This window comes from Neptunomonas phycophila (assembly GCF_001922575.1).
GTDB classification, from domain to species: Bacteria; Pseudomonadota; Gammaproteobacteria; order Pseudomonadales; family Balneatricaceae; genus Neptunomonas; species Neptunomonas phycophila.
This window is the reverse complement of record NZ_MRCI01000001.1, coordinates 2,022,557-2,037,678: the sequence shown is the minus strand read 5'-3', so window position 1 is coordinate 2,037,678 and position 15,122 is coordinate 2,022,557. Positions and strand designations below refer to the sequence as shown.

10 protein-coding genes and 1 tRNA gene are annotated in these 15,122 nt (G+C 46.4%); 2 read left to right on the top strand and 9 right to left on the bottom strand.

The annotated features are described in order from the left end of the window. Nucleotides 1-9: 9 nt before the first annotated feature. The 9 genes from nirB to BS617_RS09185 all read right to left on the bottom strand — a co-directional run bounded on the left by nirB (nucleotide 10) and on the right by BS617_RS09185 (nucleotide 13,002). Nucleotides 10-2,550 (bottom strand): nitrite reductase large subunit NirB, encoded by a 2,541-nt coding sequence (gene nirB / locus BS617_RS09225; RefSeq protein ID WP_075172531.1) that lies wholly within the window; start codon nucleotides 2,548-2,550, stop codon nucleotides 10-12. Beyond that, nucleotides 2,547-3,821 (bottom strand): NAD(P)/FAD-dependent oxidoreductase, encoded by a 1,275-nt coding sequence (locus BS617_RS09220; RefSeq protein WP_075172530.1) that lies wholly within the window; start codon nucleotides 3,819-3,821, stop codon nucleotides 2,547-2,549. Before BS617_RS09220 ends, nirB begins: the two co-directional genes overlap by 4 nt. A 303-nt stretch (nucleotides 3,822-4,124) precedes the next feature. Then, nucleotides 4,125-5,837: a bifunctional protein-serine/threonine kinase/phosphatase gene (locus BS617_RS09215; protein ID WP_075172529.1), complete on the bottom strand. Its 1,713-nt coding sequence runs from the start codon at nucleotides 5,835-5,837 to the stop codon at nucleotides 4,125-4,127. 86 nt (nucleotides 5,838-5,923) lie between these two features. Continuing rightward, nucleotides 5,924-7,393, bottom strand: a complete 1,470-nt coding sequence (locus tag BS617_RS09210) for a NarK family nitrate/nitrite MFS transporter (protein ID WP_075172528.1) — start codon at nucleotides 7,391-7,393, stop codon at nucleotides 5,924-5,926. A 180-nt stretch (nucleotides 7,394-7,573) separates the two neighbouring features. Then, nucleotides 7,574-8,455, bottom strand: a complete 882-nt coding sequence (locus tag BS617_RS09205; protein WP_075172527.1) for an ABC transporter ATP-binding protein — start codon at nucleotides 8,453-8,455, stop codon at nucleotides 7,574-7,576. 13 nt (nucleotides 8,456-8,468) lie between these two features. Beyond that, complete coding sequence (locus BS617_RS09200) at nucleotides 8,469-9,473, bottom strand: ABC transporter permease (RefSeq protein ID WP_075172526.1); 1,005 nt, start codon at nucleotides 9,471-9,473, stop codon at nucleotides 8,469-8,471. Nucleotides 9,474-9,540: 67 nt separating this feature from the next. After that, entirely contained in the window at nucleotides 9,541-10,887 is a 1,347-nt protein-coding gene (locus tag BS617_RS09195; protein ID WP_075173516.1) for a CmpA/NrtA family ABC transporter substrate-binding protein, read from the bottom strand. Between the two features lie 379 nt (nucleotides 10,888-11,266). Then, entirely contained in the window at nucleotides 11,267-12,421 is a 1,155-nt protein-coding gene (locus tag BS617_RS09190) for a CmpA/NrtA family ABC transporter substrate-binding protein (RefSeq protein ID WP_075172525.1), read from the bottom strand. After that, a complete protein-coding gene (locus BS617_RS09185; protein ID WP_246283237.1) occupies nucleotides 12,418-13,002 on the bottom strand; it encodes an ANTAR domain-containing response regulator in 585 nt (194 codons plus the stop codon). The genes BS617_RS09190 and BS617_RS09185 overlap by 4 nt, the downstream gene beginning before the upstream one ends. A gap of 297 nt (nucleotides 13,003-13,299) precedes the next feature. Here BS617_RS09185 and gltX point away from each other — a divergent pair, with 297 nt between their 5' ends. Both gltX and BS617_RS09175 read left to right on the top strand, forming a co-directional pair. Further along, nucleotides 13,300-14,796, top strand: coding sequence for a glutamate--tRNA ligase (gene gltX, locus BS617_RS09180; RefSeq protein WP_075172524.1), 1,497 nt, complete (start codon nucleotides 13,300-13,302; stop codon nucleotides 14,794-14,796). Between the two features lie 150 nt (nucleotides 14,797-14,946). Further along, a tRNA-Ala gene (locus tag BS617_RS09175) sits at nucleotides 14,947-15,022 on the top strand. The last annotated feature ends 100 nt before the right edge of the window (nucleotides 15,023-15,122 follow it).

The following is a 15,122-nucleotide window of genomic DNA, read 5'->3' as shown; positions in this document are numbered from 1 at the left end:
TTTTATACCTCACCCAACCAGTTTGATCGGTTCTGCTTTTTCTTCATCGCGTGCGGGGCGTATTTGGCCACGCTCTTCGACGAACAAAATGTTGTTATCTTTCTCTTCACTATTAACAAATGTACGGAAGCGTTTAAGTGCAATAGGGTCTTCAACCGTACGTTTCCACTCACACTCATAAGTCCCTACAATGCTGTCCATTTGATCTTCAAGCTCTTGCGCAACATTGAGATGGTCATCGATAACCACTTTTCGTAGGTAATCCAGCCCACCTTCTAGGTTTTCCATCCAAACGGATGTGCGCTGTAGGCGCTTACCGGTCTTAACGTAAAACATTAAGAAGCGATCGATGTACTTGATGAGGGTATCTTTATCGAGATCGGTTGCAAAAAGATCACCATGACGGGGTTTCATCCCACCGTTACCGCAAAGATAAAGGTTCCAGCCATTTTCGGTTGCAATGATACCGACGTCTTTACTTTGTGCTTCGGCACATTCCCGGGTACAACCTGAAACAGCAAACTTAATCTTATGCGGTGCACGTAATCCCTTGTAGCGGTTTTCTAATTCGATCGCTAAACCCACACTGTCATCGACACCGTAACGGCACCAGGTGCTGCCGACACAGGATTTAACCGTACGCAAAGACTTGCCGTATGCGTGGCCAGTTTCTAAACCGGCATCGATTAGTTTTGACCAAATAGAAGGTAGCTCTTCTAAACGGGCGCCGAATAAGTCGATTCGTTGACCGCCAGTGATTTTAGTGTAGAGGTTGTATTCTTTGCCTACTTGTCCAATAGCAATCAATTGATCAGGTGTGATTTCTCCACCCGGTACACGAGGCACGACTGAGTAAGTCCCATCTTTCTGCATGTTGGCTAAGAAAGTATCGTTCGTATCTTGCAGGCTTACATGCGGCGTATCTAGCACGTATTCATTCCAGCAAGAGGCCAGAATAGAGCCAATTAATGGTTTGCAAATTTCGCAACCATGACCGCCATTTCCGTGCGAGTGGAGTAGGTCTTTAAAGGTTTTTACGCCTTCTACACGGATAATGTTGTATAGGTCTTCTCGCGTATATGAGAAGTGCTCGCAGATATCAGTACTTACTTCTACACCGCGAGCGGATAACTCGTGATTTACAAGGTCGGTTAATAGTTGTACGCAACCGCCGCAGCCCGTACCAGCTTTGGTGTCGGCTTTTACATCCCCAACAGTTTGAGCTCCATTATCAATTGAGCAACAAATGCCTCCTTTTGTTACATCGTGGCATGAGCATATTTGCGCTGTTTCAGGGAGGGAGCTAACACCTAAGCCGGTTTGTGCGTCGTCACCACCAAAGTTAGGGACGATTAACACTTCTGGGTTGGCAGGTAGTTCGATGGCATTTAACGCGTATTGCAGTAATGTGCCGTACGCTTCGGCTTCACCGACTAAGATAGCTCCTAGAAGAATTTTGCCGGATTCGCTAACCACGATTTTTTTGTAAATCTCGTTAACTTCATCGTTGTACACATAGCTTTTGGCACCGGGAGTATGCGCGTGTGCATCACCGATGCTCGCAACGTCAACACCCATTAGCTTTAACTTGGTGCTCATATCGGCACCCAAGAATTGTGTATCGCCCTTATTGAGCTGTGAAACGACCACTTTCGCCATGGCGTAGCCAGGAGCCACTAAACCAAAGATACGGTTTTCCCACAGTGCGCACTCACCAATGGCATAGATGTTTTCGTCTGAGGTCTGGCAGTTGTTATTGACGACGATACCACCACGTTCACCTACGTCTAAGCCACATTGGCGTGCCAGATTATCACGTGGTCGTATACCGGCGGAAAACAGCACCAAGTCCGTTTCTAATGAATCCCCGTCGGCAAATTCCATACGGTGGTAAGCATCTTCACCGTCGACAATTTGCTGAGTATTTTTGCCGGTATGCACTTTAACGCCCATACCTTCTATTTTGCTACGTAGTAAGTTACCGCCACCCTCGTCTAGCTGAACAGCCATTAGGCGGGGTGCAAATTCGACGACATGCGTTTCTAGGCCTAAGTCTTTTAAGGCTTTTGCTGCTTCTAGCCCGAGCAGTCCACCACCGACGACAACCCCAATTTTACCTTTTTCAGCAGACGCTTTGATGGCTTCTAGGTCTTCTATTGTACGGTAAACTAAGCAGTGTTCACGGTCATGCCCTGGCATTGGCGGCACAAATGGATAAGACCCTGTAGCAAGCACAAGTTTGTCATAGAAAAGCTTGGTGCCTTTATTGGTTAGTACGTGCTGGTGGTCACGGTCAATGTGAGTAACCGCTTCGCCGATCAGGACATTTAACCCCCAGCTTTGGTAGACTTCTATGTGACCCATAGCTAAGTCATCGGCGGTAGCGCCAGAGAAATAACTGCTCAGATACACGCGGTCATAAGCCAAACGTGGTTCTTCACAAAACACAGTGACGTTAAATTGTTCTAACTGCCCGCTATCAGCAAGGCTTTGTAGGAATTGGTGTCCTACCATGCCGTTACCGACAACCACGAGATTTTGCTTATTCATAACGATGCTCCTGTCAGCGCATTCTCAGGCTGATTGTTGTGTTCTAGTGCTTGTCGGCAAAAGGCTTGCCCAAACATCAGGTGAGGCAGCAAATCATCAACCTTGCTCTGCTGCTCAAGTAGTTCGAAATACCAGTTGCCATCTTGAACATCGCCAAACAAGACAATGCCCACCAGCTTTTGGTCGCGGATAATTAATTTGCGATACGCCCTTTGGGAAGGGTCTTGTAATATCACAATGCGGTCTTCTGGAAGGCCGTTAACCTCGCCTGCCGAGAACAGGTCAATGCCTGACACTTTGAGCTTGGTTGGGACTGCCGAAGAGAGATACGGAAGTTGAGTATTGAAGACCAAGCGATCTGCGAGTAAACGCGCCTGATCCCAGATGGGTGCGACCAAACCAAAGGTTTCGCCACGATGTTCTATGCATTCACCTAAGCCACTAATGTGTGGGTCGGATGTGACCAAGTAGTCATCAACAATAATGCCACGACCAACATTTAAGCCTGCTGCGTGTGCCAAGGCTGTATTGGGAGTGATCCCAATAGCAATGATTACGAGGTCGGCGGCGATTACTTCGCCGCTTTCTAGCGCAACGCCGGTAACGCGGTCGGAGCCGGTAAATTCTTTAATGTCAGCGTTTAATGCGGTGTCCACGCCTTTTTCAAGCATGGCTTGGCGTAGCATTTCGCCAGCGGCTTCATCGAGCTGACGATTTAGAACATGGCCAGCACGGTTAACTACAGTCGTTTTAATTCCTTTAATCGCTAGCCCATAGGCGGCTTCTAATCCTAATAAGCCACCGCCGACAACAACGGCAGATTTGGCCGATTTGGATGAGTGGATAATAGAATCCACATCCGCCATCGTTCTAAACGCATAAATATGATTGAGGTGCTGACCTGGAGTAGGGATGCGTGCAGGTAAAGATCCGGTGGCAAACACCAGATGATCGTATTCAAGCTGAGTGCCTTGATCGCCAACCACTCTTTTAGCGGCTTTATCAATACCAACAATGCGCTCACCCGCGTAAAGCGTAATATTGTGCTCTTTGTACCAGTCCAATGGGTTAAGAACGATGTCTTCTGCTGAAACTTCGCCCGCCAGTAATGGTGAAAGCATAATGCGGTTGTAATTAGGGTGCGGTTCTTCGCCAAAAACAGAAATAGTGAAGTGGTCAGTACTTCGGCGCATCAGCTCTTCTAGTAAACGCCCACCAGCCATACCGGTGCCGATAATCACTAAATGTGGTTTTGATGTCGCTGCTGTCATGTTAGCCGCCCCTAAAACGAAAAAAGGCGTTCACCGCGGCACTTTTAATATGCACGAGGTAGAACGCCTTTGTTCAATATTCGAATTGTATAATTTTACATTTTTAGTAACTTTAAATTGGGTGGTAAGTTACTAAAGCAACAAGAGAATCTCTGTTGTTAAAGTTTAATAAGCTAAAAGTGTGCCAGTTTTTAAATGTGTTTTAAAACAAAGGCTTATCATTATCTTGAGTGGTTTTTATATTGAATTAGCGCACCAAAACCGTGATTTTTTAGTATTTTGCTCGCCTTTGGTGCGTAGTGGTTAGAATAACCATTGATATATATTTAAAAGTACCAGCGCAGCGCAGCAGCTTTGCCAAAACAAAGTAGGGTTGCGTTCCATGAGTGGTTTGGCTTTGATGCTGGCTTCCAGTGATCGGTTGGGAACAGTCAGGTCGTGCAAAAATTCTGAAAAAGCCGCGTATCGATGGGATGGATTAGGTTGAAGAGCTTTGCGTAAACAGCCTTCTATCCAAAGAGGTAGGTCTTTTCGGTGCTGGATAGAAGGTAAATAATCCAGCTCACTGTAGTATTTTAGTTGAGCTGCGTTAGGGGGACGCTCTTTGTAGGGGAGCTTGCCAGTGAGCATTTCGTAAACAATAACGGCCAGCGAGAACAGGTCAGATTGCGAGTTTCCACTTTCACCCATTAAATATTCAGGTGCGATGTAATTAACACTTCCCTGCGGAATCGATTTATCCAAAGGGGAGATGATTTCATTGCTGCCAGCCACTAGGACGGTTCCAAAATCCAAAATCTTGATAGTGCCATCGATCGTCAGCATGATGTTTTCGGGCTTTAAATCCTGATGGACCATGTCCTTACGTTGAAAGGCTCTTAGCCCTGCAATTATCTGCTTGGTGATTTGGCGAACCACATCAATCGAGGGTTCAGGGTTATCTCGCATCCATTGCCGTAAATCGGTGCCTTCAATGTACTCACCTAAATAATACATGAACTGTTTAGGACGTAGGGGGCGAAAGGTTTTCATCACATTATTATGGTCTAGGGTTTGGCCAACCCACTCTTCACGAATAAAACCATCGAGGTAGACTAAATCCTCTGTAAAATTCTCTGAAGGCGCTTTTAAAACGTATTTGTCGTTTGATTCTATGTCCTTGACTAGATACATGTGACTGCGTGTACCGCTAAAGATAACCTGCTGGACTTCGTAACCGTCTATCTTGTTACCGACGGTTAAAACAGGAGGGATAGGTAAACGTGTTAACCGTTGCTGTGTTTCGTCTAGCGTTTCTATACCTAACTGCCTTATATCGAGGATTAAAGCGGTCAGGTTGTCATCACTGCCGGCTTCAACAGCAGCATTAACTATTGCTTTAGCGTGCTCTTCAAGAGTCTCGTGCTCAGCCAGCATGAGAGTTTTTAATTGGCTTTGTGATAAAAAGCCATGCACCCCATCGGTTGTCATTAAAACGCGATCCCCCTCGTTTAAAAGCCGCTTAAAAAAATCGACTTCTAAGTGTGAATCAGCACCCAGTGCGCGGGATAAATACTCTTGTGATCCACCGTTCAACACATGGTCAGTTGAAAGCTGCTCCAAGTTACCGTTACTCATCAGGTAAATACGAGAGTCGCCCACGTGAAAGCAATATAAGCTCGATGACTTGATCACGACCGATGAAAACGTGGTGAGCATGCTAGAGAGATGACCTTGCCGGCTTTGGTTTTCTTGAAATAGCCAGCGATTCAAACTGGTGAGGACGCGAGAAGCGCTGGTACTGACACTCCAGCTAGGAGAGGTGCTTAAGTAGTCAGAAATAAAGCTAGTCACTGCGGTTTGGCTTGCAATGTGAGAGTCCTCGCAGCTGCTTACGCCATCGGCAATAGCAGCGGCAATGCCTTTAAACTCGCGTTCATTTCCCGTTGGGTTAGAAGCTGCAAAGGAGTCTTGATTTAGGCTTTTAAGGCCGGCAATGGAATAACCACCAAAATTGACATCTAATTTCTGACTCATTAAACCTATTGACCCATTGTTTCAATTTTTAAACGAAAAACGGCTACCCAAGTAGCCGCTGTTATGTATTCAGTATAGATGGCCCATTAGCTAACTTGGATTAGCTCAACAGTACCATCTTCGTTGACTTCCGCCATATGACCTTTAGGTTCTTTTAAGAACAATAAGGTAACAAAACCAATGACAGCCGTCGCTGCAATCACCATGAAGAACGTGGAGTAATCAACCATGGATAGCACGGTTAAATAGAATACAGCACCGGTGTTGCCGTATGCGCCTGTCATACCTGCGATTTGCCCTGTTAGGCGACGTTTGATCAACGGCACTACCGCAAAAACGGCGCCTTCACCTGCTTGAACAAAGAAAGAACATGCCATAGCAGCAACCACTGCCAATACTAAAGGCCAGCTGCTATCGATCATCGCCATAAGGGCGTAACCAGCAGCGAGGCCAGCCGTTAGAATGAGTAGTGTCTTTTTGCGACCAAATCTATCACTCAACCAGCCTCCACCGGGGCGCGACATCAGATTCATAAACGCATAAGCTGACGCTAATAAGCCCGCGTAAACCATATCAAGGTTAAAGGTATCTGAGAAAAATAGCGGTAACATAGACACCACGGCCAGTTCCGAACCAAATGTTGCAAAATATAATATATTTAGCACAGCAACCTGTTTAAATGGGTAACGCTGGATTTCGGGTACCGGTGTGGCAAACATGTCACGGTTAACATTGTACGCGCTGTAACAGTCGTAGATAAAAATAGCGATCAAGATCAGATAGATAATCGTGGTCACGCCTTCGGATAACATCGAGACACCGTTAGGCGACAATTTCCATGCGAGTAGCGCAAGGGCTGCATACATGGGAACTTTCATGATTAGTAGAAAAACAAAATCACCTTTACTCGTGACCTCTAAGCCCCCAATCTTTTTAGGTTTGAAGTAGGTTGAGCCTTTAGGTGTATCACTAACATTGGCATACCAAACAAAGCTGAATAAAAAACAAATAACACCGGTAAGGCCAACGGCATAGCGCCAGCCATCTTCACCACCAAAGATCAGGGCCAGTGTCGGTAAACTCATGGCTGCTGCTGCAGAGCCGAAGTTGCCCCAGCCACCATAAATACCTTCAGCGGTGCCTAGCTCATTAGCGGGGAACCACTCGCTGACCATACGAATACCGATGACAAAACCTGCGCCGACAAAACCGAGTAAGAAGCGCGAAATAGCCAGTTGCGTGAAATCCGTTGCCATGGCAAACCAAAAACATGGCAAGCTTGAGAAAAAAAGCAACGCCGCATACGTAATACGGGGGCCGTACTTATCGGTGAGCATCCCAATTAAAATACGTGCAGGAATGGTGAGTGCCACGTTTAGGATCAATAGGGTTTTTAACTCTGACTTAGTCAAGCCAAGTGACTCGGCAATTGAGCCTAATAAAGGTGCATGGTTAAACCATACAAAAAACGTAATAAAGAACGCTAACCAACTGAAGTGCAGTACCTTCATTTTGCCGGTGAACGACAGCAGATTAAATGATTTATCGTGGTTCATTGTCGGGTATCCGTATTTGCTTACACGCCAAAAACGAAAAACGCCCGGAAAACCAATAATTATTTATCGGTTTGCCGAGCGTCTTTGCTCTGTAACAGTGCTTTTTATTGAGCCATTGATTTAATTTGCACCATAATGATGCTGGCTAAATGGCGGCTTTCTCTAAAAATGCCTATTAAATCATGCAGCTTCTGAGTTTGAAGCGGATCTTTTAACAGGATCTTTGGGTTCCGTTGAATCAGGATGCAGGTTCTGTGCCGGTTTTTCAGCCGAGGCTTCATCAGGCTTTCGCTGCTTTTCGTAAAGGAAGCTCAGTACTTCGTGACGGTAATGGTTATATTCAGCGTCATCGGCTAACTCAATACGGTTACGCGGTCGTTCAAGCTTAATGTCCAACACTTCCCCTACCGTAGCGGCAGGGCCGTTGGTCATCATAACGATGCGGTCAGATAGCAGCACCGCTTCATCGACATCATGTGTGATCATAATGACGGTGTTGTTTAGGTCATTTTGGATGTCCATTAAGGAGTCTTGCAAATGAGCGCGCGTTAGCGCATCTAATGCACCAAAGGGCTCATCCATTAACAATACGGTAGGTTCCATCGCCAGTGCGCGAGCTATACCAACGCGCTGCTTCATACCGCCCGAAATTTCATCAGGACGTTTATCAAGAGCATGGGACATGTGCACTAGATTTAGGTTGTGCAAGATCCACTCGCGCATTTCGGCCTTCGTTTTCTTGCCTTTAAAAACCTGTTTAACGGCTAATTCAACATTTTGATAAACGCTAAGCCACGGCAGCAGTGAGTGGTTTTGGAACACAACGGCACGTTCAGGGCCTGGTTCGTTTACTTCTTTGCCATCCAGCACCACGCCACCACGAGTGGCTTGGTATAGGCCTGCCACAATGTTGAGAACGGTTGATTTACCGCACCCTGAGTGACCTATTAGGGAGATGAATTCTCCTTGCTGGATTTTTAGGTTGACCCCGTCCAGGGCCACATATGGGCCTTTTGGAGTGGGGAATTCGATTGAAACGTCTGTTAAGTCTAAGTGAACCATCTTTTTTCTCCAATTAGCGCAAGGCGACTGATTTGTCCCAAGAGACTTTACGTTGAATCATGAGCATTAAGCGGTCTAATAAGAATCCGATAAAGCCGATAGCAATGACAGCGACCATAATGCGTCCCAGTGATTGCGAGCTGCCATTTTGGAATTCATCCCATACAAATTTACCCAAGCCAGGGTTCTGAGCTAGCATCTCAGCGGCAATCAACACCATCCATGCAATACCCAGCGACAAGCGCAGGCCAGTAAAGATAGACGGGATTGCTGACGGAATAACAATCTTAATAACATGTGTAATCCAGTTAAGTCGCAGTACTTGGCTGACGTTTTGCAGATCTTTACTGATGCTAGATACACCAACTGCCGTGTTTAAAAGTGTTGGCCAAATAGAGCATAAAGAGACGGTAATCACCGATGTAACAAAGGACTTGGCAAACATAGGATCGTCTGTGACATACACTGCCGAGACGACCATAGTCACCAGCGGTAACCAAGCCAAAGGCGAAACTGGCTTGAACAGTTGAATAAGGGGGTTGATAGCCGTGTATAACGTTGAATTTAATCCAATCATGATGCCTAGAGGTATCGCCACCAACGAGGCGACTAAAAAGCCCGTCATGACTGTGCCTAAACTGGTCCAGATTTGATCAATAAATGTTGGTGCACCTGTGTAGGGGCGAATCTTTACTTCTGCATCTGGGTTCTTAGCCAGCTTTTTTTCGTTGCGCACTTCTTGGCGCTCGTAAAATGCTTTTTCTTTTTCTCGCTCTGCGTTGTGCTCGGCAAACAAATTAACTGTTTGCTCATACACCGCAGCAGGGCCGGGGAAGGTACCGAGCGATGTATTGATATTTTTGGCGCCAACTTGCCAGATGAATAAAAAGATCACTAGTCCAATTAACGGCACTCCAATTGATCGAAGTATTACCATTAATTGATCACCCGGACGCTCGCCCTGTGCGATCTTAACAAACGGCTCAAGCCAACTCATTTTTAATAATATAGCGCTCATCATTCGGCTCCTGTAGGTGCCCCACCAGCCGTGGTGGGGCAGGGTCAGGTTTTACTGTGATCTACAATTAGATCTTTTCGTCGTTTTTCAAACCAATTTTGAACTTGGTGAGGTAATCGTTTGGTTGCTTACCATCATAGGTAATCCCATCGATAAAGCCTGTCTGCGGTGGTTTGAAACCATCTTCTGTTGCGAAGTCTGGAAAGTCAGACGCTTCCATCGTGCCTTCTTCAATTAAGGCTTGAGCGGCTTGGGCGTAAATGTCAGGACGATACACTTTTTTAGCGATATCCATGTACCAGCTATCAGGCTTTTGCTCGTCAATTTGCCCCCAACGGCGCATCTGCGTTAGATACCAAATGGCGTCTGAATAGTAAGGGTAGGTTGCGTTGTAGCGGAAGAATACGTTGAAATCAGGCACATCACGCTTGTCGCCTTTTTCATACTCAAATGTACCTGTCATCGAGTTGGCGATAACGTCGTAATCTGCACCCACATAGTTGGGCTGCGACAATATTTTCACCGCTTCAGGACGGTTGGCGTTGTTGTCTTCATCTAGCCATTTAGCGGCGCGGATCATCGCTTTTACGACACGTAAGTGTGTATTGGGGTATTGATCAGCCCATTGGCTGGATACGCCAAAGACTTTCTCTGGGTTATCACGCCAAATTTCGTAATCGGTCACCACAGGAACCCCAATCCCTTTAAATACAGCTTGTTGGTTCCATGGCTCGCCCACGCAATAACCATAAATAGTGCCAGCTTCCATTGTGGCGGGCATTTGAGGTGGTGGCGTTACCGATAGCAAAGCGTCAGCATTGGTAATGCCTTGCACATCAGAGCCTGAAGAGTAGAACCCTGGGTTTATACCGCCAGCAGCTAACCAATAACGTAGCTCGTAATTGTGGGTCGAAACAGGGAAAACCATACCCATTTTGAAAGGTTTGCCTTCTGACTTAAACTTTTCGACGACAGGCTTTAAAGCATCTGCTTTGATGGGGTGTACGGGTTTTCCATCATCGCCTGTTGGAATATTGGGTTTCATTTGCTCCCAGATATCGTTAGAAACGGTAATTGCGTTACCGTTTAAGTCCATGCTGAATGCAGTGATGATATGCGCTTCAGTACCGTAACCGATGGTTGCACCTAAGGGTTGGCCTGCGAGCATATGAGCACCGTCAAGCTGGCCGTCGATTACGCGGTCTAGTAAGACTTTCCAGTTTGCTTGTGCTTCGAGAGTGACATACAAGCCTTCATCTTCAAAATAGCCTTTCTCGTAAGCAATGGCCAAAGGCGCCATATCCGTTAATTTAATGAAGCCGAACTTAAGATCTTCTTTTTCCGGCTCGCCTATTTCTGCGTGAGCAGGTGTGAAAGCCAATAGGCTTGAAACCGCAGCCGCACCAAATGTCATAACGGTTTTGCGTAACAAGTTACGGCGGCCGATGACAGACTTCAGAACATTCTTTTTCAGAAAATCGTTGGACATGTTTCAAGCTCCCTAAGTATAAAAACAGAAAAGGCGCCCCGACCGGAGGGTGAGATCCGGTCCAAAGGGCGCCTTTGCCTAAATAAATTATGTGTACATATGTAATGATGTGTATGTACTTAATTTGATATAGCAGAGAGCGTGCCAAATATTTAAAAAGCCCGCTATAACGGGCTTTTAAGAGAAAAGCTATGTGAGTTTAGTGGGGATGATCTAGCTAATTGTGCATTAATTTGTGCATTTTTTGAGCGCCACTACCCAGTTAGGCACTAGGTTGGCGCACATTTACTAGGCCTTTAGTCCTCTATCGAAAACGAATATCGGACGGCATGACAATAGGGTGGTGTGTGCCGGCTATTTCCCAATTGCCAGCATGAACGCCTTCGTCTTTTGTGTTCTCACAAGGGAGGTTTATGTCGAGCGCACTAGCCACCTCGCGGTATAAGCTCGTTAAATAGGTTTGTTCGACAATGTTATCCAAAGATTCTGGAGCCTGATTGTGATCGCTGACATTGAGAATGTGTTGGCTAAACCATCTGGCCTGCGATAGCCATGGGAAGGTAGCAATGGGCGGAGTAAAACTATGCTGCCCAAATAGCAGGTTTATACTATCAATGTCATCAATAGGGATGTAATCGTTGTTTAATAACAGTGCAAATCCACTCAGTTTATTTGTTTCGTTATCTAACCACGAGCAAGCCTTTAAAAGAGCGGCAATGAGGCGTTGGTGGGTTGCAGGGTTGCTTTCGCTCCAAGCTTTAGTCACACCGAGCACTTTATCTGGTGCATTTTCCCAAATTTGATGGCCGCTTAGCAGCTTGTGTCCAACGCCTTTGGCCTGCGCCAAACTGTTCCAAGGTTCGCCCACACAAAAAATATCAATCACGCCGCGCTGCATGGCATCAACCATTTGCGGAGGAGGCACAACGATCAGTTTTAGTTTCCCTTGCGGGTCTATATCGAAGTGCTGCAGCCATTCCCGTAATAGAAAGTGATGAGTGGAATACGTATGGACAGAAGCAACGTTTAGAGTACCCTCAAAACCTTCAAGGTAGCTTTTTAGTGCCAGCGCCGCTTGCTCGCTATTGAGTGCAATATTGGATGGGTTGATTGCCTCCCATAAGGTATTTGATACCGTAATGGCATTGCCGTTTAGCCCCAGTCCCATAGCCGTCACCATAGGTTGGCTAGCGCCTAAGCGCATAGCACTGGCCAACACAATACCTGCCGGCATTGGGGCGGCGTCTAACAGGCCATACTGCACTTTATCCCGAATGCTTGCCCACGATGATTCGCGGCTAAGTGTTACGGATAAGCCCGCTTCTTCAAAAAAGCCTAACTCTTTTGCAGCGACTACGGGTATACAGTCGAGTAGGGGGATATATCCAATGTTCAATTCAGATTTTTCGGCAGCAGGAAAATCGTCAGGTAAACGGATATCGGTGGTTGCTGAATTCATGACACCAACTCCAAAACAGAAATAATATTTTTAGCAATATCGTTTAATGGCTTTTGTTGATCCATCGCCATTTTGCGCATTGCTTTAAAGGCTTGCTCTTCTGAGCAGCGGTTATGTTTCATGACTAAGCCTTTAGCACGCTCAACTATTTTACGGTCAGCTAACTCATTTTTGGCGTCAGCTAACTCAGAGCGTAATGCTTGGAACTCTCTAAAACGTGCAGCGGCCACATCTAAAATGGCTTTCATACGGTGATGTTCTAGTCCATCAACAATATAAGCACTTACACCTGCACGAATCGCCTTTTCGATGGTTGGCTGATCACCCTGTTCGGCAAACATTACAACCGGGCGCGGCGAACTCTGGTTAAGGATTGCCATGTTCTCTAGGACGTCGCGATCGGGCGAGTCTAGGTCCACAATAATCATATCGGGTTTTAGCTCTTCCACTCGGTCAGCTAAATGATCGGTTGTATCAAGGCGGGCTAAAACGTCATAGCCTTGATCACGCAACGCCTGCTCAACCAGAGCGGCACGTCCTCGATCTTCATCGATAACCAGTACAGATAAACGTTTCTTCAATTGAGAGTCCTAAGCAGCTTTCATCATAGATAAACAAGAATACTGGCCGGTGGAGCCAGCGAACCTCACCCAATTCATTATTCCCGCTATTCTACACATAGGCGGGATAAGCAATAAATACGCCATGCGTCCCATTGTTGCTCAGAAAAAATAAACCATTAGCTAGGTGGCATGTCGATTAGCACGGCGCGGTTTGCATGCGTATAATACCGCTTTTTCGTATGTCTTATTTCATTATTAAGCTTTACGCATTGATTCACTCATATATTCAATCATCGTTGTTGTGGTAGGAAGAGAATGACTGTACGTACACGTGTTGCACCATCGCCGACAGGCGATCCTCATGTAGGCACAGCCTACATAGCCTTGTTTAACTTGGCGTTTGCGCGCCAGCATGGCGGGCAATTTATCCTCCGCATAGAGGATACCGACCAGACACGTAGCACGTCAGAATCGGAACAAAAGATCCTCGATTCATTGCATTGGTTAGGCCTGGAATGGGATGAAGGTCCAGATGTTGGAGGCCCTCATGGTCCTTACCGCCAAAGCGAACGTAAAGACATGTATGCGCAATATGCTTACGATTTAGTAGAGAAAGGGCATGCGTTTATCTGTTATCGCACGTCAGAAGAGCTAGACGAATTGCGCGAAGCGCGTCGCGCTGCGGGTGGCCACACCGCGCTAAAACAGAGCGATTTAGCCTTACCGGCAGACGAAGTCGAAAAGCGTAAAGCGGCAGAGGCTCCTTTTGTTATCCGTATGTGCGTCCCTGAAGATGACGGCGTCTGCGTGGTTGATGATCTATTACGCGGACCAATCGAATTAGAGTGGGGCATGGTTGATGCTCAGATCTTGCTAAAATCAGATGGTATGCCAACCTACCACCTTGCAAACGTGGTTGATGATCACCTAATGGAGATCACTCACGTTATTCGCGGCGAGGAGTGGATCAACTCGGCACCTAAGCACAAGCTGCTGTACCAATACTTTGGTTGGGATATGCCAACGCTATGTCACATGCCGTTGTTGCGTAACCCAGATAGATCCAAGCTATCTAAGCGTAAAAACCCGACCAGTATTTTGTATTACCAGCGCATGGGTTATATGGCCGAAGCCTTGCTTAACTACTTGGGTCGTATGGGCTGGTCTATGCCGGATGAGCGCGAGAAGTTTACGCGTGACGAGATGTTCGCCAACTTTGACATCACTCGTGTTTCACTGGGTGGCCCTGTTTTTGATCAAGAGAAGCTTAGCTGGCTAAACGGCACATGGTTACGTGAGAACTTAACCCACGCCGAGTTTGCAGAGCGTTTTCAACAGTGGGCACTTAACCCTGAGTACCTGATGCAGATCGTTCCATTAATCCAGCAACGCGTCGAGAAATTCTCGGATGTCGCGCCATTAGCCTCGTTCTTCCTCTCGGGCATGTTGCCAATTAACGAAGCGGACTTTGAGCATAAGAGCCTAACGATTGATGATACCAAACGTATCCTTCAATACGCCGTATGGTTGCTTGATACCGAAAACAACTGGGAAAAAGACCACTTGTTTGCTCAGATGAAACAACTGTCTGAAAAGATGGGCTACAAACTACGTGATTTCCTATTCCCGTTGTTTATTGCCGTGGCAGGAACAAACCAAACCGTATCGGTCATGGATTCGATGTCCATTTTAGGCCCAGACATGGTGCGTGCTCGTTTACGTCATGCCGTTAACACCGTCGGTGGTCCATCTAAAAAAGAAGCAAAACGCTGGGAAAAAGAATTCCGCGTTATTGCAAACGAAATCGCATAAACGACTTCATGATCATCAAGCCCGCCTATGCGGGCTTTTTTATGAGTGCGCCGCTATAAAATCGATAAAAGTCATTGACATGGCCGTCAAATCTATAGATTATAAGCGCCGATTCCAAGGCACACATCAACACCCCTCGTGCTAATCAATGGGGCCTTAGCTCAGCTGGGAGAGCGGTTCGCTGGCAGCGAACAGGTCAGCGGTTCGATCCCGCTAGGCTCCACCATTCTAAAATACCAGTGCTTCTAAACCATCCTAAGTAATCTCAATAATCTAGTCATCTGTCGGTACGCTACATAAATTAGTGTTTTATCTCCTTTGTTGTC